17 protein-coding genes are annotated in these 16,826 nt (G+C 68.3%); 6 read left to right on the forward strand and 11 right to left on the reverse strand.

What is annotated here, in order from left to right:
* The first annotated feature begins 33 nt into the window (after positions 1 to 33).
* On the forward strand, positions 34 to 1,158 hold the full coding sequence (locus tag AX676_RS03870; protein ID WP_156437771.1) for a citrate synthase: 1,125 nt from the start codon (positions 34 to 36) through the stop codon (positions 1,156 to 1,158).
* A 24-nt stretch (positions 1,159 to 1,182) separates the two neighbouring features.
* Here AX676_RS03870 and AX676_RS03875 read toward each other — a convergent pair whose 3' ends face one another.
* The 9 genes from AX676_RS03875 to pyrE form a co-directional block, all read right to left on the reverse strand.
* The gene (locus tag AX676_RS03875) at positions 1,183 to 2,808 is read right to left on the reverse strand and encodes an alkaline phosphatase D family protein (protein WP_066480827.1); all 1,626 of its coding nucleotides are present in this window, start codon (positions 2,806 to 2,808) and stop codon (positions 1,183 to 1,185) included.
* A 26-nt stretch (positions 2,809 to 2,834) separates the two neighbouring features.
* Positions 2,835 to 4,019, reverse strand: coding sequence for a glycosyltransferase (locus tag AX676_RS03880; protein ID WP_066480862.1), 1,185 nt, complete (start codon positions 4,017 to 4,019; stop codon positions 2,835 to 2,837).
* A gap of 11 nt (positions 4,020 to 4,030) precedes the next feature.
* On the reverse strand, positions 4,031 to 4,570 hold the full coding sequence (locus AX676_RS03885) for a DUF2141 domain-containing protein (protein ID WP_082730963.1): 540 nt from the start codon (positions 4,568 to 4,570) through the stop codon (positions 4,031 to 4,033).
* Complete coding sequence (locus tag AX676_RS03890; protein WP_066480826.1) at positions 4,570 to 5,493, reverse strand: hypothetical protein; 924 nt, start codon at positions 5,491 to 5,493, stop codon at positions 4,570 to 4,572. Before AX676_RS03890 ends, AX676_RS03885 begins: the two co-directional genes overlap by 1 nt.
* Before the next feature lie 19 nt (positions 5,494 to 5,512).
* The gene (gene maiA / locus AX676_RS03895) at positions 5,513 to 6,142 is read right to left on the reverse strand and encodes a maleylacetoacetate isomerase (RefSeq protein WP_066480825.1); all 630 of its coding nucleotides are present in this window, start codon (positions 6,140 to 6,142) and stop codon (positions 5,513 to 5,515) included.
* A 148-nt stretch (positions 6,143 to 6,290) separates the two neighbouring features.
* On the reverse strand, positions 6,291 to 7,172 hold the full coding sequence (lepB, locus tag AX676_RS03900; RefSeq protein WP_066480824.1) for a signal peptidase I: 882 nt from the start codon (positions 7,170 to 7,172) through the stop codon (positions 6,291 to 6,293).
* Positions 7,173 to 7,589, reverse strand: coding sequence for a holo-ACP synthase (gene acpS / locus AX676_RS03905; RefSeq protein WP_066480823.1), 417 nt, complete (start codon positions 7,587 to 7,589; stop codon positions 7,173 to 7,175).
* 106 nt (positions 7,590 to 7,695) lie between these two features.
* A complete protein-coding gene (locus AX676_RS03910) occupies positions 7,696 to 8,427 on the reverse strand; it encodes a pyridoxine 5'-phosphate synthase (RefSeq protein WP_066480822.1) in 732 nt (243 codons plus the stop codon).
* Positions 8,424 to 9,008, reverse strand: coding sequence for an orotate phosphoribosyltransferase (gene pyrE, locus AX676_RS03915; RefSeq protein ID WP_066480860.1), 585 nt, complete (start codon positions 9,006 to 9,008; stop codon positions 8,424 to 8,426). Before pyrE ends, AX676_RS03910 begins: the two co-directional genes overlap by 4 nt.
* A gap of 198 nt (positions 9,009 to 9,206) precedes the next feature.
* Between pyrE and coxB the strand changes: the two genes are divergently transcribed.
* From coxB to AX676_RS03935, 4 genes are all read left to right on the forward strand, one after another.
* Positions 9,207 to 10,346 (forward strand): cytochrome c oxidase subunit II, encoded by a 1,140-nt coding sequence (gene coxB, locus AX676_RS03920; RefSeq protein WP_082730962.1) that lies wholly within the window; start codon positions 9,207 to 9,209, stop codon positions 10,344 to 10,346.
* Positions 10,347 to 10,348: 2 nt separating this feature from the next.
* Entirely contained in the window at positions 10,349 to 11,992 is a 1,644-nt protein-coding gene (ctaD, locus tag AX676_RS03925; protein ID WP_066480820.1) for a cytochrome c oxidase subunit I, read from the forward strand.
* 198 nt (positions 11,993 to 12,190) lie between these two features.
* A complete protein-coding gene (locus AX676_RS17645; protein WP_156437770.1) occupies positions 12,191 to 13,204 on the forward strand; it encodes a hypothetical protein in 1,014 nt (337 codons plus the stop codon).
* Between the two features lie 92 nt (positions 13,205 to 13,296).
* Entirely contained in the window at positions 13,297 to 14,133 is an 837-nt protein-coding gene (locus AX676_RS03935; protein ID WP_066480859.1) for a TIGR00266 family protein, read from the forward strand.
* A 96-nt stretch (positions 14,134 to 14,229) separates the two neighbouring features.
* Here AX676_RS03935 and AX676_RS03940 read toward each other — a convergent pair whose 3' ends face one another.
* Entirely contained in the window at positions 14,230 to 14,898 is a 669-nt protein-coding gene (locus AX676_RS03940; protein WP_066480817.1) for a L,D-transpeptidase family protein, read from the reverse strand.
* Positions 14,899 to 15,167: 269 nt separating this feature from the next.
* The gene (locus tag AX676_RS03945) at positions 15,168 to 15,923 is read right to left on the reverse strand and encodes a competence/damage-inducible protein A (RefSeq protein WP_066480815.1); all 756 of its coding nucleotides are present in this window, start codon (positions 15,921 to 15,923) and stop codon (positions 15,168 to 15,170) included.
* 65 nt (positions 15,924 to 15,988) lie between these two features.
* On the opposite strand from AX676_RS03945, the gene map reads away from it, so the two are divergent.
* Entirely contained in the window at positions 15,989 to 16,816 is an 828-nt protein-coding gene (gene map, locus AX676_RS03950; protein ID WP_066480813.1) for a type I methionyl aminopeptidase, read from the forward strand.
* Positions 16,817 to 16,826 lie beyond the last annotated feature (10 nt).

Genomic DNA, 16,826 nt, shown 5'->3' on the forward strand with positions numbered 1-16,826 from the left:
CCGCGCCGATCAATCTTGATACATATAATCAAGATGACCGAATGGATCGACCGCGACACCGTGTTGAAGCGCCTGGGGATCAAGGCGCAGACGCTTTATGCCTATGCCAGCCGGGGCCGCATCCGCATGCGGCCAGACCCGGCGGACGCCCGCCGCAGCCTGTACAGCGTCGACGATGTCGCCGAGGCGGGGGTGCGCAAGGCGCGCGGCCGCAAGCCCGCCGCGATCGCGTCGAGTTCGATGGCATGGGGCGAACCGTCAATCCCGACCCGTCTCTCCACGATCCATCGCGGCAAGCTCTACTACCGCGACGTCGATGCGCTGACGCTGGCGTCGACCGCAATGCTGGAGGAGGTCGCCCGGCATCTCTGGGCGGTCGACTGGCAACCGGCTTTCTCTGCCGCCGCCGGGCCTCACGCCGATGCGTTCTCGTTCCTGGCGGCGCGGATATCGACCGGCGCGTCGACCATCGGCCGCAGCGGCGACCACCTTGCCCGCGAAGCCGCGCAGATCATCGGCGGGCTGGCGTCGATCTGCGGCGCGGCGGATGTCCCCGGCCCGCTTCACCACCGGCTGGCGCGCGGCTGGGATGGCGACGACGGGACCGCCGACCGGTTGCGCCGCGCGCTGGTCGCGATGGCGGACCATGATCTCAACGCATCGACCTTTGCCGCCCGGGTCGCCGCGTCGACGGGCGCGTCGCTGCCCGCCTGCCTGCTCGCCGCGCTGTGCACGCTTTCCGGCCCGCGCCATGGCGGCGCAGGTGCGGCGCTGGCCGCGCTGGTGGAGGAGGCGCGCCGATCGGGCGCGGAACATGCCGTGCGGCACTGGCGCGAACGCGACGCGATGCTCCCCGGCTTCGGCCACCCGCTCTATCCCCAGGGCGATCCGCGCGCGGCACTGATGCTGGCGGGGCTCACGCCGCCCGAAGACCTGGCGGAATTGGCCGCCGACGTGCGCGAGCAGACCGGGGCATTGCCCAATTGCGACTATGCGCTCGCGGCGATCACCCGCGTGCTGCGCCTGCCCCCCGATGCGCCGTTCAAGATCTTTCTGCTGGGCCGCGCCGTCGGCTGGTGCGCGCATGTGATCGAACAGAGTCGCGATGGCACGCTGATCCGGCCGCGCGGCCGCTTCGATGGCGCGTTGCCCGATTGACCGCACGACAAGCCCCGCGGCGCGTCACGCCATTCTGTGCGCTCCACGCTTCACGGTAGCGCGATGGCCCGGCCCGGTGCGCGTCGAGCGTTCGCGGATGGTATCGGCGAACACCCATTCGTTGACCGCCTGATCCGGGGTGAGCGAGAGCGTCATGTAGCCCCGTCGCGACGTGTCGCACCATTTGAGTTCGGGATTGGCGGCGATCATCGCGGCGGCGACCGCCTTGGGATCGGCGGCGAGCGCGCTTTCATAGCCGGGCGAGGTCACACCCTGGCCGGCGAACTCGACCGCTGCCGGCCGCCCGTCCTGCGCCAGGTCATAGGCCCAGGCGTTGTGGCTGTCGCCGGCGATGACGATCGTGTCGGCGCCCATCGCCTGCACCGATTTGAGGAAGCGCGCCCGCGCCGCCGGGTAACCGCCCCAATTGTCGAGATTGGACGGCAGCCCGACCTTGCCCGCCAGCACCCCGGCGCGCACGAACGCCTTGGCGCGATCGGCGGCATCGGGTGCGAGGAAGTCGAGCGCGTTGGCCGGTGCGCGCGTCTCGCCCATGATCGTGCCGAAGCCGACGACCTGCCAGCGCGTCCCGGCGCGCACCGACGCGCGCATGGCATCCGCCAGCCAGGCTTCCTGCGTCGTCCCCAGCATCGTCGCGGCGGGATCACGCCACGCGCCGTCGCGAAATTCGACGAGCGCACGCGCCGGATCGGCGGACAGGAACAGCGGCGCGAGGCTCGGCGGCGCGCTGCGTGCGCTCAGCCGCGTGTCGGTGCGGTAAAGCGTCGCGAGCGCGCCGATCGGATAGGCCTTCCACGGCTCGTCCGACACCGGCATCCATTCGCGATAGGCCTGGATCGCAGCCATCTTGCGTGTCGACCAGTCGCCCTCGTCCTTGTCGTGGTTCTGCGCGCCGCCTTCCCAGCTGTCATTGGCCGATTCGTGGTCGTCCCATGACAGGATCATCGGCGCGGCGGCGTGCAGCGCCTGAAGATCGGGATCGGCCCGGTAGCTGGCATAGCGCAGCCGGTAATCGGCGAGCGCGAGGATCTCGCCCTGCGGCTGCGGTACCCGGGCGGCAATTGCCTGCTCGGCCGACGGATAGTTTCCGGCCGCATATTCATAGATATAATCGCCCAGATGCACCGTCAGGTCGATGTCGCCGCGCCGGGCGGCATGGGCATAGGCGTTGAAATAGCCGAAGCCGATGTTCGAGCAGGAAAAGACCGCGATGTTGAACCGGTCGACCAGCGCATCGGGCAGCGTGCGCGTGCGCCCCACGGGCGACAGGGTGCCGTCGGGCGCGATGAAGCGGTAATGATAGCGCGTGTCGGGCTTCAACCCGTCGACGGTGAGCTTGACCGTGTGATCGCGCCACGGCCCGGTGATCATTTCGCCACCGCCCGCGACGCGCGCGAAATCGGCGCTTTCGGAAAGTTCGACGCGCAGCTTCGCGGCCGCGCCGTCCGCGGGGACATAGCGCGTCCACAGCAACACCGACGTCGCGGCGGGCTCGCCGCTGGCGACGTTGTGCGTGAAACCCCGACCCGCGCCGACGCTTTGCGCCCAGGCGAAACCGGGGATGGCGAACGCGCCGAGCCCCAGTGCGCCGGTGGCGACGAACGATCGGCGGTCGATACGGATGGTCATGTGGCGTCTCCCCCTGGTACCCGTCGTCACGCCGCCAGACGCGGGCGGCGGCGCGCGTCGAGCAGCGACTGATAATAATCGATCAGCGCGATCGCATGATCGCGGTCGGTGCGCACCTGGCCTGCGGCATGGCGCGCGGCGGCGCGCAGGATGCGCGGTTCGCGCGTGAACAGGCGGCGGATCGCCGCGGCTGCCGAACGCGCGTCGCGGGCGCGATAGGTCTCGGCGAACAGTGGATCCGCCAGTTCGGCAAAGCCGCCCTCGTCGGGCGCGATCAGCGGCAATCCCGACGCGATCGCCTCCAGCCCGACCAGCCCGAACGGCTCGGCGTCGGAACCGTGGATGAGCGCATCGCAACTCGCCATGATCCGCGCCAGCCGCTGACGGTCATAGACCGGGCGGAACAGCTTGATGTGCGGGCTGCCCGCGACACGGCGCTGCACGACGCGGCTGTCGACGCCCGCGCCGATCTGGATCAGGCCGACCGGCATCTGCGCGCCCGCGCGCTCGACGGCGTCGAAGATCATCGGCCATCGCTTTTCGGGATGATGCCGGCCAATCCCGAGCAGCAGGTGCGCGTCGGGCGGCAGGTCGCACTGGGCCAGCAGCGCCCGGCGCAGGCCCTCGTCGCGGTGTTCGGGCGAGAAGATCCCGCGCTGAATGCCCAGCGGCATCGCGGCGTGAACGGTCAGCCCGCGCCGTGCATGACGCTTGGCCAGCGAGGGGCCATTGGTCACGAAGACATCGAACTTGGCCAGGAAACGCGCCATGTATCGCGTGTACCAGCCGAACGCGCGCTCGATGCGGTCGGGCGCGGCGAAGCGTTCGAACCAGCGCATCGGATAGGCGGCGACATTGTCGTTGTGCGCGAAGAAGACCTTGAGCGCGCGCCCCTGCCAGTTGCCGACGATCCAGCCCGGCCGCCACGGCGAGCTGGTTTCGACCACGTCCGCATCCAGCCGGTCGAGCAGCCGGCGGATCGGATCGCCATCGACGAAGATGCCGTAATTGGTGTCGAGGATCAGACGCGGGGCCTTCACCCAATGGATGCAGCCCCCGCCCGGCCGTTCCTCCACCGCGTCCGCGCGCCCCGGGGCGATCACGATCAGCTCGTGCCCCAGCTCGGCCATGATCTCCATCTTGCGATCGAGATAGGTGCGCACCCCGCCGCCGGTGGGGGAATAATATTCGTTGACGTCGACGACGCGCACGGGCGTCTCCTTCACTTCCCGCCGCGGATCGGACCGAAGCCGGACAGGCCGCGCAGATACTGGGCGCGGATGTTGGTGGTCGTGACGCCATCGCCGACGTTGATGACAGCTTGATGAAGCTTCGGCCGGGCGCGCCCCAGCTTGACGTTGCTCGGGAACCCCGCGCCGTCCTTCCAGAAATCGAACTTGTTCCTGCCGTCGCGGTCGTGGGTGAACAACAGCGCGTAGCGGCCCGGTGCCGGCGCCTTGATACAGATGGCGACGGGGCCGCTGGGCGGCATCGGCGCCCAGATGCGGCGGAAGAACTTGCCCTCGGCGCGTAGGTCGCGATCGTCCTTCAGGAAATCCTGTTCGTTCGCGGGATAGAGCTCGAGCTTCAGGCGACCGACGCGGTCCTTGAGCCCGGTGACGTTGACGCGGATGGCCGGCCCCGAATCCGCCGCGCAAACCGCGGCGTCCTCCCCCAGGATTGCCTGCGCCGTTGCGGGGGCGCCGGTGGCGGCGGCAGCCGCGAGCGCGAAGCCCCGCGACACTTTCAGGATCGTTGGCATCAGAACCTCGTCTTGATGAGCGAGAACAGGCCGAACAGTGCGATGAGGACGAGATGGCAGAGCAGGTTGAGCGCGGAGGTGAAGGCGACGAGATCGCCCAGCGCCTCGCTCTGGCCGATGAACAGGATGGCGAAGGTCGCGAACACCAGTTCCTTGTTGGGGATGAGCGGCATGCGGAACACCAGCAGCCGCCCCGCGACCAGGAACGACCACATGCCCAGCGACACGTCGGGCATGGCGAGATGCCACGCCAGCGCCAGCGCGGCGGAATCGAGGACGAAGCGCACCGCATGGATGCCGAACACCTGCCAAAGCTGACGACGGCCGAGCGAGAAGACGCGTTTGGAAAAGATCACGAACGGCGCGGACAGGGCAAAGATGATCGCCGCCGACAGCGCGACCATGCGCAGGTCGGACCGGCTGAGCAGGTCGGACGCGATCGGCAGCACCAGCGCGATCATCAGCAGCGTCAGCGAATTGGCCGCGATCCCCGACAGGATCGTCACGTCCTTGACCGCGCCGAAGGGCGACGTGACCATCTTCATGCGCTGGCGCGCCCAGACATAGAAATAGACGTCGCCCGAATAGCCGATGACCACGTCGTTCGCGATCCGCTTGCGCAGCAGCGCGCCCAGCCCGGCGACGGGCAGCTGCCAGAGCCGACGGAAGATCACGAAGTCGCCGACCGGCGACGCAAGGTAGGCGACGGCGAAGGCGAGGTAGAAGAGCGGGCTGTCGGGAACCGTCCGCGACAGGCCCGCCAACCCGGCCTCGAGGAGCTCGCGGGCCAGTCCGACGACCATCAGCACCGACAGCGCCGCGCCCAGCAGCACAGGCCAGCGCCGCTTGATCCGCTCGATCGGCTCCAGCCCGCCCATTGCGGCGAACTCCTCGGACTCGGGCGTGGCGGCAGGCGTAGTCACGGGGTGATCGCGGCTCCGATCAGACGAAATGATCGGGATGCGCCGCGGCGAATGCGGGCAATGCCGTCGCGGCGGCGTCGATCGCCACCAGGCGGGGAAACGCATCGAGCGGCACCGAAAAGCGCCGGGCATTGGCGATCTGGGGCACCAGGAAGACATCGGCGATGTCGGGGGCCTCGCCGCCCAGATACGGCCCGTCGCCCGCCATTTCCTCGATCGCGGCCAGCCCGGTGACGATCCAGTGCGCATACCAGGCCATGCGGGCGTCACGGTCGGCGTCGAACTGGGTTTCCAGGCGTTTGAGCACGCGAAGGTTGTTGAGCGGATGGATGTCGCACGCGATGGCAAGCGCGAGCGACAGCGCCCGGGCGCGGGCCAGCGGATCGGCCGGGATCAGCCGCGGTTCGGGATAGGTCGCCTCCAGCCAGTCGATGATCGCCAGCGACTGTGTCAGGATGGTGCCGTCGCCGATGTCGAGCGCGGGAACCAGGCCCTGGGGATTGGCGGCGAGAAACGCGGCGCTGCGCTGATCGCCATCGACCAGCGACACCGGATGGCGTTCCCACGGCACGCCCTTCAGATTGAGCGCGATCCGCACGCGATAGGCGGCGGAGGAGCGGGCATAGTCCATCAGTCGAATCGACGGCATCGGTGTTCCTTGGGCCGCGCGGACGGATCGGCCCCGCACGAATGGCCGGCCGCGACGGTGGGTTCGCGACGATGCCTATGACACGGCAATGACAGCACCATGACGTCCGCCGATCGGCCGGCCTGTCCGCACGCGCCGGCGGAAACGCTCAGCGCGCCGCGTCGGGATGGAGCGAATTGCCGGCCCGTCCGGGCCGGAACGCGCCCGGCCAGCTGCGCGGATCGATGGTCATTTCGCCGTTGAGCGAGAAGGTGATGAACTCCGCCCGGCCCCCGATATTCTCCCACGGCACCGGCCCGCCCAGACCGCGATCCTCGATCGAAAAGCGGCTGTCGGCGGAATTGTCGCGATTGTCGCCCATCAGGAAGACATGATCGCGCGGCACCGTGATCGGTCCATAATTGTCCCCCAGGCTGAGACCGATGTCGACGGTGTCGTAGCTGACGCCGTTGGGCAGCGTTTCGCGCACGATCGGGAGCCGGCAATAGGCGCGCCCGTCGGTTCCGGTGAAGCGCGCGCCGGGATATTGCGCGGCGTCGCACTGCGCATTGCGATCGACCGGCAGCACGCGGGGGGCGGCGATGCGGCGCTCGACCGGCACGCCGTTCAGGATGAGGGCGCCGTTGCGCACCTCCAGCCGGTCGCCGGGCAGGCCGATCACGCGCTTGATGTAATCGATCCGCGACCCCGGCGGCGTGACGATGACGACGTCGCCGCGTGCGGGCAGGCGGCCGAACAGCCGCCCGCCGACAAAGGGCAGCAGGTGAAAGGTCGGGGTCACGAACGAGAAGCCATAGGGGTATTTTGTGACGACCAGCCGGTCACCCTTCAGCAACGCCGGCACCATCGATTCGGACGGGATGTAGAAGGGCTTGGCGATGAAGCTGTGAAAACCGAGCACGGCCAGCACCAGCCACAACAGCCCGCGCGCCTCCGCGCTCCAGTCCACGCCGCGACGCTGGGCCGCGGGCGGCGTATCGGCATCCTCACGCGGCAGGGGAATCGTCGCGGTGGCGTCAGTCGAGGTCATTCACCTATCCTCTGGCGTCACCGGCACCGCTTCGATCACCACGAACGCCTGCGCCCAGGGGTGATCGTCGGTCAGCGACAAATGGATGCGCGCGACGTGACCCGGCGGCGTGATCGCGTCAAGCGCCGCGTGCGCGCCACCGGTCAGCGCCAGCGTCGGTGCGCCGGACCGTGCATTGACCACGCCGATGTCGCGCAGGAAAACGCCGCGCCGGAACCCGGTGCCCACCGCCTTGGAGAACGCCTCCTTGGCCGCGAACCGCTTGGCCAGCGTGCCCGCCATCGTGAACGGGCGCCGCGCCGCCTTCGCCCGCTCGACATCGGTGAAGCAGCGATGGAGGAAACGGTCGCCGAAACGGTCGATCGAACTCTGGATGCGGTCGATGTTGCACAGATCGGAACCGATACCGATGATCATGCCGCGCCCCCGAGCGCCGCCGCGGCGCAGGCCGGGGCCGCAAGCCGAACGATGCGCCCCACCGGCCAGCGGCCCCGGCCTGCGCCGGGGCGACGAGGGGTGGGCATCACCGCGCGCTGTCCATCAGGTCGCGCATCCGCTTCACCACCGGGGCCAGCCCGTCGAAAATCGCCTCGCCGATCAGGAAATGGCCGATATTCAACTCGCGCAACTGGGGGATCGCGGCGATCGGCACGACATTGTCGAAGGTCAGGCCGTGGCCGGCATGGACCTCGATCCCGTTCTTGGCGGCCAGCGCGGCGGCGTCGGCGATCCGGCGCAGTTCGTCGGCCTGCGCGTCACCCGCCAGCTCCGCATAGCGGCCGGTGTGGAGTTCGACGACGGGCACGCGCAGGCGCAGCGCCGCGTCGATCTGGCGCGGATCGGGTTCGATGAACAGGCTGACGCGCACGCCCGCATCCCCCAGCGCGGAGCAGAAGGGCGCAAGCTGGTTGTGGAGCCCGGCGGCATCCAGTCCCCCTTCGGTCGTGCGCTCCTCGCGCTTTTCCGGGACGATGCAGGCGGCATGGGGGCGGTGGCGCAGCGCGATGTCGAGCATCTCCGTCGTCATCGCCATTTCCAGGTTGAGCGGCACCGGCAACCCGTCCGACAGCCGCGCGATGTCGTCGTCGGTGATGTGGCGGCGATCCTCGCGCAGATGCGCGGTGATGCCGTCCGCGCCTGCATCCGCCGCGAGCAACGCCGCGCGCACCGGATCGGGATAGCCCGACCCGCGCGCATTCCGCACGGTGGCGACATGGTCGATATTGACGCCCAGGCGCAGGTGATGGGGGCTCATGCCACCGCCCGGCTGCCGGGCTTGACGGCGGGGATCGCCGCCAGTTCGGGCGGGAGTGCGTCGGGGGCATAGGTCGGCACGTCGAGCCGGATGAGCGGGTAGAACGGGACGCCCAGATCCGCCGTCCCGTTCGATCGATCGACCAGCGCGGCGGCTGCGACTACCTCGCCCCCCGCCATTCGGATCGCCGCGATCGCCTCGCGCGAGGACAGCCCGGTGGTGACGACGTCCTCCATCATCAGCACGCGCGTGCCGGGAGCGAGCGCGAAGCCGCGCCGCAGTTCGAACGTGCCGGTCGGCCGTTCGAGGAACATCGCGTCGACGCCGAGCGCCCGACCCATTTCATGCCCCGCGATCACTCCGCCCATCGCGGGCGACACCACCGCCTGGATCGCGCCGCGCACCGCATCGGGCAGCCGCGCGGCGAGCGAGTCGGCCAGCCGCGCGCCGCGCATCGGGTTCATCAGCACGCGCGCGCACTGCAGATACCTGCTGCTGCGCAGACCGGAGGAAAGAATGAAATGCCCCTCGAGCAAGGCGTCGGCGGCGCGGAATTCGGCCAGAACTTCGTCTTCGGTCATGCAGGATTTCCGGGGATCATCGGCGCTCATGTCTACGCCAGCCCCCCGGGCCGGGCAAGCTGGACCAAAAACCGTGCTGCATATGCTTGAGACGCCGGTAAACCCTCGATATAGGCCGCGACGTGAAACAGGACCCGTGCGCAATTACGGGCACGCTTGCGCAACCCGCGCCATGATGAAAACGGACGAAGCAAACCCATGCACCTACCCGGATTGAAGCCGATCCTGATCGCCGCCGCGCTGGCCCTGTCCGGCGCGACCGGCGCTGCGGCGCAACAGGCCGAAGCCCCGCCCGCCGCGGCGGAAGCGGCGCCCGTCGCCCCTGCCCAGGCGACCCCGGTCGTCACCGCCAGCGCTCAGCCGCAGGCCCCGGCCGATACTGCAGCGGCAGCGGCCACGCCGGCCAAACCTGCCGATCCCACGCTCAATCCCGACGGATCGCCGATCCTGCGCGCGACTCCGGGCCAGGGCCAGCCGACCGACGGGCTGGTCGGCCTGCAGACCCAGGTCACGCCGAACGGGCGCGAGGCCTTCGGCTTTCACAACTGGGTGCTGATGCCGATCATCACCGGCATCTCGATCCTGGTGCTCGGGCTCCTGCTCTATGTGATGGTGCGCTATCGCCGCGCCGCCAACCCGACGCCGTCCAAGACGTCGCACAACACGATGATCGAGATCATCTGGACGCTGGTTCCGGTGATCATCCTGGTGGTGATCGCGGTGCCGTCGATCCGGCTGCTCGCCAACCAGTTCAAGCCCGCCCCCGCCAATGCGGTCACGCTTAAGGCGATCGGCAACCAGTGGTACTGGACCTATGAATATCCCGACCATGGCGGCTTTTCGGTCACGTCCAACCTGCTGAAGGAACAGGGCGAGGTCGCGGCCGGCCAACGGTTCCGCACCGACGCCGACGGGCCCCGCCTGCTGGCGGTCGACAATCGCATCGTCCTGCCGGTCGGCACGCCCATTCGCCTGATCACCACCGCCAACGACGTGATCCACAGCTGGGCGATGCCGGCGTTCTGGATCAAGCTGGACGCCATTCCGGGCCGGCTCAACGAAACCAGCTTCACCATCGAAAAGCCGGGCCTGTATTTCGGCCAGTGTTCGGAACTTTGCGGCGCGCGTCACGCCTATATGCCGATCGCAGTCGAAGCGGTGCCGGCCGCGCAGTTCGCCGCCTGGGTCCGCGCCAAGGGCGGCAAGATGCCGGGCGAGGCCGCGCCAGCCGCCGCCACGACACCGGCCCCCGCGGCGACGCCCGCCGCCACCGAAGACGCGCCGGCCGACAATGCGATCGCTCCCGAAGCGGCGGCGATCGAGAACACGGAAAACTGATCATGACCGACACCGCACTCAACCCCTCCGCATTCCACGCGCATGATGACCACGCGCACCATGATGCGGACCACAAGCCTGGCTTCTTCGCGCGTTGGTTCATGTCGACCAACCACAAGGACATCGGCACGCTCTACCTGATCTTCGCGATCGTCGCCGGCATCATCGGCGGCGCGATTTCGGGAATGATGCGCGCCGAGCTCGCCCAGCCCGGCATCCAGTTCCTGGAAGCATGGTCGGGGCAGCAGGGCGACGCCGCGCTCCATTTCTGGAACGTGCTGATCACCGCGCACGGGCTGATCATGGTGTTCTTCATGGTGATGCCGGCAATGATCGGCGGTTTCGGCAACTGGTTCGTGCCGATCATGATCGGCGCGCCCGACATGGCGTTCCCGCGCATGAACAACGTGTCGTTCTGGCTGCTCATCCCGTCCTTCGCGCTGCTGCTCGCCTCGCCCTTCTTCGGCGGCGCGGGCACCGGCTGGACGGTCTATCCGACGCTGTCGACCTATGGTCAGCCCGACGCATCGGTCGACATGGCGATCCTGTCGCTCCACTTGGCGGGCGCGAGCTCGATCCTGGGCGCGATCAACTTCATCACGACCATCTTCAACATGCGTGCGCCGGGCATGACGCTGCACAAGATGCCGCTGTTCGTGTGGTCGGTGCTGGTCACCGCCTTCCTGCTGCTGCTCGCGCTGCCCGTGCTGGCGGCTGCCATCACCATGCTGCTGACCGACCGCAACTTCGGCACGACCTTCTTCGATCCGGCCGGCGGCGGCGACCCGGTGCTGTACCAGCACCTGTTCTGGTTCTTCGGCCACCCCGAAGTCTACATCATGATCCTGCCGGGCTTCGGCATCGTCAGCCACATCGTCGCGACATTCAGCCGCAAGCCGGTGTTCGGCTATCTCGGCATGGCCTATGCCATGGTCGCGATCGGCGTCGTCGGCTTCGTCGTGTGGGCGCACCACATGTTCACGACCGGGCTGAGCGTGAACACGAAGATGTACTTCACCGCCGCGACGATGATCATCGCGGTGCCGACCGGCATCAAGATCTTCAGCTGGATCGCGACGATGTGGGGCGGCTCGCTGAGCTTCAAGACGCCGATGATGTGGGCGATCGGCTTCATCTTCATGTTCACCGTCGGCGGCGTCACCGGCGTCGTGCTCGCCAATGGCGGCGTCGATGACTATATGCATGACACCTATTACGTCGTGGCGCACTTCCACTATGTGCTGTCGCTCGGCGCGGTGTTCGCGCTGTTCGCCGGCTTCTACTACTGGTTCCCGAAAATGTCGGGCCGGATGTACAGCGAGCTGCTGGGCCAGCTGCATTTCTGGGTGTTCTTCGTCGGCGTGAACGTGCTGTTCTTCCCGATGCACTTCCTCGGCACCCAGGGCATGCCGCGCCGCTATCCCGACTATCCCGACGCCTATAGCTATTGGAACGAGATCGCGAGCATCGGCTACGCGATCATGGCGGTCGGCATGGTGTTCTTCTTCTGGAACGTCCTCCAGTCGCTGCTGGCGGGCAAGAAGGCGGAGGGCAATCCGTGGGGCGAAGGCGCGACCACGCTCGAATGGACGCTGCCCAGCCCGCCGCCCTTCCACCAGTTCGAAACGCTGCCCAAGATCGACTGATCGACAGGCACTAACGCCTCGAAAACATGAACGACCCGGGTGATCGCCGTCACCCGGGTCGTTCACATGCGCGCAACATTCCCGATGTCTAAGGCGCAGGGTTCACGGGTGATTGCCGAAGGGCGTCGCGGCGGCGGACCGTGACCATGCCGGGGGGGAAGGCAGGGGCTTCGACAGGGGGTTCCGATGCGATGGACGATGACCGGCGCGGTAATGACGCTGCTGTGGCTGAACGCCTGCTCGGGCGGGGGCGATCCGGGCGGATCGACACCGATCGCCGCAACCCCGACGCCCGGCCCGACACCCTCACCCACTCCGACACCGGCGCCCACCCCGACGCCCGCACCCACGCCGACCCCGACACCCGCGGCCAGCCCAAGCTCGACCTATATCCGCTTTGCCGACATCTATGCGTACCGGCTCGGGTCGGGCGTGACGCTGCCCAGCGCGTGCAGCGCGGTGGCGTTCGACCGGCAGCCGCCATCGGTGCTGCCCACCAGCAGCTTCGGGCAGGGCGCGACCTTCCGTTTCGTGGTCACGCCCCAGGTCTGGGCGATCAACGGCGACGGCTTTCAGCTCTCGTTCGACGGCCGCACAGTCGACCCCTTCGCCACCGGTGCCGAAGCGGCCTATATGACCGAGGTGGCGGGTGAGCCGGTGCGCTTCACCATTGTCGTGCCGGACGCCGGGGGCCGGGCATTCGCCTATAGCCGGCTGGCATCGGTGGCGATCCCGGTCGAGCGGGTGTCCCGCCAGACGCACTGCATCGTCGGCATCTCGACCCTTTCCAGCGACCTCGCCACGGCACCGTCGACGCCCTATGGCGATGGCCGCATCCTGGCGACTGCCTATCTGGCCGATTCGGGTGGCGGGCCCGCCCGCGCATATGGCCTCGGCAACAGCATCGTCACAATCACCCCCGACTCCGCGGGCCGCCGCATCACGCTTACGCTCCGGTTGGTGGGCACGCCCATGGCCGGGGGGACCGACATCCCGCTGGGCAGCTTCGCCGCCACTGCGTCGATCGACGCCGCGACAGGCAATTTCACCGCGCCTTTGACCAGCAGCGACCGCGGCGTGACCGGAACGCTCAGCGGCCGGTTCTTCGGGCCCCAGGCGATCGAGGTGGCGGCAGCGTTCGGCGCGACCGTCGCGGCAGACGGCGCACAGCCCGCGTTCACGATCGCTGGCGGCATATTTGCCGCACGCTAAGCCGCCACCCGCTGCATCCGCCGGGTCGATATGCTATCAGCCGACGGCCGGTCACGATGACCGCGCCCTTCATGTCCAGGGAGCATGATCAGATGGTCGCCAACAGTCCATGGCAGCATCACCGTCGCGCAGGCGTCGCCGACGACATCGATTTCGAGATCAAGGGCCAGGAGCTTCAATTCGTCGAGATCGAGCTCGACCCCGGCGAAAGCGCGGTGGCGGAAGCCGGCGCGCTCGTCTGGAAGGACGCGGCGATCGGCATGACGACGGTATTCGGCGACGGCAGTGGCGGTGCCGACGGCGGTTTCATGGACAAGCTGCTCGGCGCGGGCAAGCGACTGATCACCGGCGAAAGCCTGTTCACCACGGTGTTCACGCACAATGGCAGCGGCAAGGCGCGCGTTGCCTTTGCCTCCCCCACCCCAGGTGCCATCCTGCCGCTCAACCTTGCGCAGCTGGGCGGGCGGCTGATCTGCCAGAAGGACAGCTTCCTCGCCGCAGCCAAGGGCGTGTCGATCGGCGTCGAGTTCCAGCGCCGGGTGATGACCGGGCTGTTCGGCGGCGAGGGCTTCATCATGCAGAAGCTGGAGGGCGACGGCTGGGTCTTCGTCCAGATGGGCGGCACCGTGGTCGAGCGCGAGCTGGGGCCGGGCCAGGAGCTTCACGTCGATACCGGCTGTCTGGCCGCCTATACGCCTGGCATCGACTTCGATCTGGTGACGGCGGGCGGGGTCAGGAGCGTCCTGTTCGGTGGCGAGGGGCTGTTCTTCGCGCGGTTGCGCGGGCCGGGGCGGGTGTGGATCCAGTCGCTGCCCTTCTCGCGCCTCGCCGGACGGATGCTCGCCGCCGCCGGATCGCGCGGGGGACAGAATCGGGGCGAAGGATCGATGCTGGGCGAGCTCGGCGACCTGATCGGCGGCAATCGCTGACGGACGGACGCCACCTCTCCCGTCAACCGAGCGTCATGCCAAGATGCCCGGTGGCCCCCGGCACAGGGCTGGGGTGACGGACAAGTGCGACTCGACTTAGGCGATGATGCTGTCGCCCAGCGTCATCGTCTCGCCATTGGTGACGATCACCCGGTCGCCCAGCTTGACCGTGCTGAACAGCTTGCGCGCGAACGCGGTCGGGACGCCGATGCAGCCATGCGTCGCCGCGCCTTCCTCGACATCGCTGCCGTGGATCGAGATGCCGTCATTGGTCAGCCGCAGCATATAGGGCATCGGCGCGTCATAGAGGTTGGAAACGTGATCGGCGTCCTTCTCGGTAATCGGATAGATGCCGGTCGGCGTCGGCTTTTCATCCGCGCCATAGAGGATCACCGCCGCGCCGATCTCATGCCCGCCCCTGAACACCGACAGCACCTGCGCCTGCAGGTCGACGGTGATGACGATCGGGCCATCGGGCACGCCGGCATCATCCCAGACATGATCGCCATGGGTGAAGGGCGACGGCACGTCGAGGATGCGCTTGACGACGAAATCGGGATTGGCGGCGGGTGCCGTCATCTCGACCGGCGTCGTCGCAGCGATCGGTGAAGGCGTGGGTTCGGGCATGGATTGAATCGCGGGCGCAGCCACCGGTGCAGCCTCGCGCAATGGGTCTATGCCGCTGTTCATCGCCAGCAGCGTCGCACTCGTCCCGATCGCCAGCATCATGCCGGCGCGCATCGCATAGGTCCCAAAGCGGGTCATCAGCAGCTCCTGTTGCGCTGCTTATCGTCGATTGCCGCACGGTGCGCGAGGGGTTGGAATCGCGCTGTGCCGGGCTGGGACGTTTACCACGCCAACAGCAGAAGAGCCTGCATCGACCCGCTCATCCTGAGTAGGGACTAAGCTTGGCGAAGCCTGTCCTGAGCGACGCCGCTGGCGGCGTCGAAGGGCTCAGCGGCTACTCAGGATGAGCGGTTCGGGGATACGTCCTTGCGCGCAAACTCGCACGCAAGACTCGCTGGCGACCGGCCTCAAATCCCCTCCGCGACCACCGGGAAGCCGGCCGCTTCCAGCGCCGCCGTCAGATCCGCCACGCACTGATCGACCACCGCCGCATCCGTTGCGCGGACGACGAAGTTGGCGCCGACGCGGCCTTCGCGGAAGAAGGGGTAGCTGCCGATCGCGACGCCGTCATGGCTGGCTTCCGCGCGGCGGAGCAGGTCGGCGACTTCGCTTTCGGCGACCCAGCAGCCGATCGTGCGGCTGATCAGCGGCAGCCCGCCCTCCAGCGTGCCGGTCAGCGCGTCGAGCATTCCCGCCGCGATGTGCGGCACGCCCGCCAGGATCAGGATGTTGCCGATGCGGATGCCCGGCGCGCCCGACATGCGGTTGACGATCAGCTCCGCCCCCGCCGGGGTGCGCGCCATGCGCAGCCGCGCCTCGCTCAGGCCGCCGCGCGTCGCATAATAGGCGGCCAGCGCCGCGTGCGCCTGGGGGTGGATCACCACCTCGACCCCCAAGGCGGCGGCGATCGCGTCGACGGTGATGTCGTCATGGGTCGGCCCGATGCCGCCGGTGGTGAACAGGTAATCGTTGCGCGCGCGCAGCGTGTTGACCGCCTCCACGATCGAATCCTGGCGGTCGCCGACCACGCGCACTTCGGCCAGCCGGATGCCCTGGGCATTCAGCCAGGTCGCGATCTGGGCCACGTTGCGGTCCTGGGTCCGGCCCGACAGGATCTCGTCGCCGATCACGACCAGCGCGGCAGTCCAGATGCGTGTGCTCATGGCCGCGCGGCATAGCGCAAGCCCCGTCGCTGGCAAAGCCGGGCCTGTGCCGCTATATCCGTGCGATGACCGAATATGTGATGGCGGACGCGGCCACGCCGATGGCGCGCGACGGGGCAATCAAGCTGCACGGGCCCGACGGGTTCGAAGGGATGCGGCGTGCCGGGCGGCTGGCGGCCGGAATCCTGGATGCGCTCGTGCCCCATGTCGTCCCGGGCGTGACCACCGCCGAGCTGGACGACATGATCCGCGGCATGATGATCGCCGGCGGCGCGGTGCCGGCGACGCTCGGCTATCGCGGCTATACGCACAGCTGCTGCATCTCGATCAACCATGTCGTCTGCCACGGCATCCCGGGCGACCGAGTCCTCAAGGACGGCGACATCGTCAATATCGACGTGACGCCGCTGCTCGACGGCTGGCACGGTGATACCAGCCGCATGTACCTGGTCGGCGACGTGCCGCTGAAGGCGCGCCGGCTGGTCGAGGTGACGCACGAGTGCCTGATGCTCGGCATCGAACAGGCGCGACCGGGCAACCGGATGGGCGACGTCGCCAACGCCATCCAGCGCCATGCCGAACGCCACCGCTTCGGCGTCGTGCGCGACTTCTGCGGGCACGGCCTGGGCCGGCTGTTCCACGACGCGCCCGAAGTCGTCCATGTCGGCCGCCCCGGCACCGGACCCGAGCTCAGGCCCGGCATGTTCTTCACGATCGAACCGATGATCAATATCGGCCGCCCCGACGTGAAGCTGCTCGACGATGGCTGGACGGCGGTGACGCGCGACCGGTCGTTGTCGGCGCAGTTCGAACACTCGATCGGGATTACCGAGAGCGGCTGCGAGATCTTCACGCTCAGCCCCAAGGGGCTGCACCGCCCGCCCTACGCCTGACCGCCCGGAC

It is taken from the genome of Sphingomonas sp. CCH21-G11, assembly GCF_001555965.1.
GTDB lineage: Bacteria > Pseudomonadota > Alphaproteobacteria > Sphingomonadales > Sphingomonadaceae > Sphingomonas.

Coding starts and splice junctions, on each gene's coding strand:
- AX676_RS03870 (WP_156437771.1), top strand. CDS start 34: ATGACCGAATGGATCGACCGCGACACCGTGTTGAAGCGCCTGGGGATC.
- AX676_RS03875 (WP_066480827.1), bottom strand. CDS start 2,808: ATGACCATCCGTATCGACCGCCGATCGTTCGTCGCCACCGGCGCACTG.
- AX676_RS03885 (WP_082730963.1), bottom strand. CDS start 4,570: ATGCCAACGATCCTGAAAGTGTCGCGGGGCTTCGCGCTCGCGGCTGCC.
- maiA (WP_066480825.1), bottom strand. CDS start 6,142: ATGCCGTCGATTCGACTGATGGACTATGCCCGCTCCTCCGCCGCCTAT.
- lepB (WP_066480824.1), bottom strand. CDS start 7,172: ATGACCTCGACTGACGCCACCGCGACGATTCCCCTGCCGCGTGAGGAT.
- acpS (WP_066480823.1), bottom strand. CDS start 7,589: ATGATCATCGGTATCGGTTCCGATCTGTGCAACATCGACCGCATCCAG.
- AX676_RS03910 (WP_066480822.1), bottom strand. CDS start 8,427: ATGAGCCCCCATCACCTGCGCCTGGGCGTCAATATCGACCATGTCGCC.
- pyrE (WP_066480860.1), bottom strand. CDS start 9,008: ATGACCGAAGACGAAGTTCTGGCCGAATTCCGCGCCGCCGACGCCTTG.
- coxB (WP_082730962.1), top strand. CDS start 9,207: ATGCACCTACCCGGATTGAAGCCGATCCTGATCGCCGCCGCGCTGGCC.
- ctaD (WP_066480820.1), top strand. CDS start 10,349: ATGACCGACACCGCACTCAACCCCTCCGCATTCCACGCGCATGATGAC.
- AX676_RS17645 (WP_156437770.1), top strand. CDS start 12,191: ATGACCGGCGCGGTAATGACGCTGCTGTGGCTGAACGCCTGCTCGGGC.
- AX676_RS03935 (WP_066480859.1), top strand. CDS start 13,297: ATGGTCGCCAACAGTCCATGGCAGCATCACCGTCGCGCAGGCGTCGCC.
- AX676_RS03940 (WP_066480817.1), bottom strand. CDS start 14,898: ATGACCCGCTTTGGGACCTATGCGATGCGCGCCGGCATGATGCTGGCG.
- AX676_RS03945 (WP_066480815.1), bottom strand. CDS start 15,923: ATGAGCACACGCATCTGGACTGCCGCGCTGGTCGTGATCGGCGACGAG.
- map (WP_066480813.1), top strand. CDS start 15,989: ATGACCGAATATGTGATGGCGGACGCGGCCACGCCGATGGCGCGCGAC.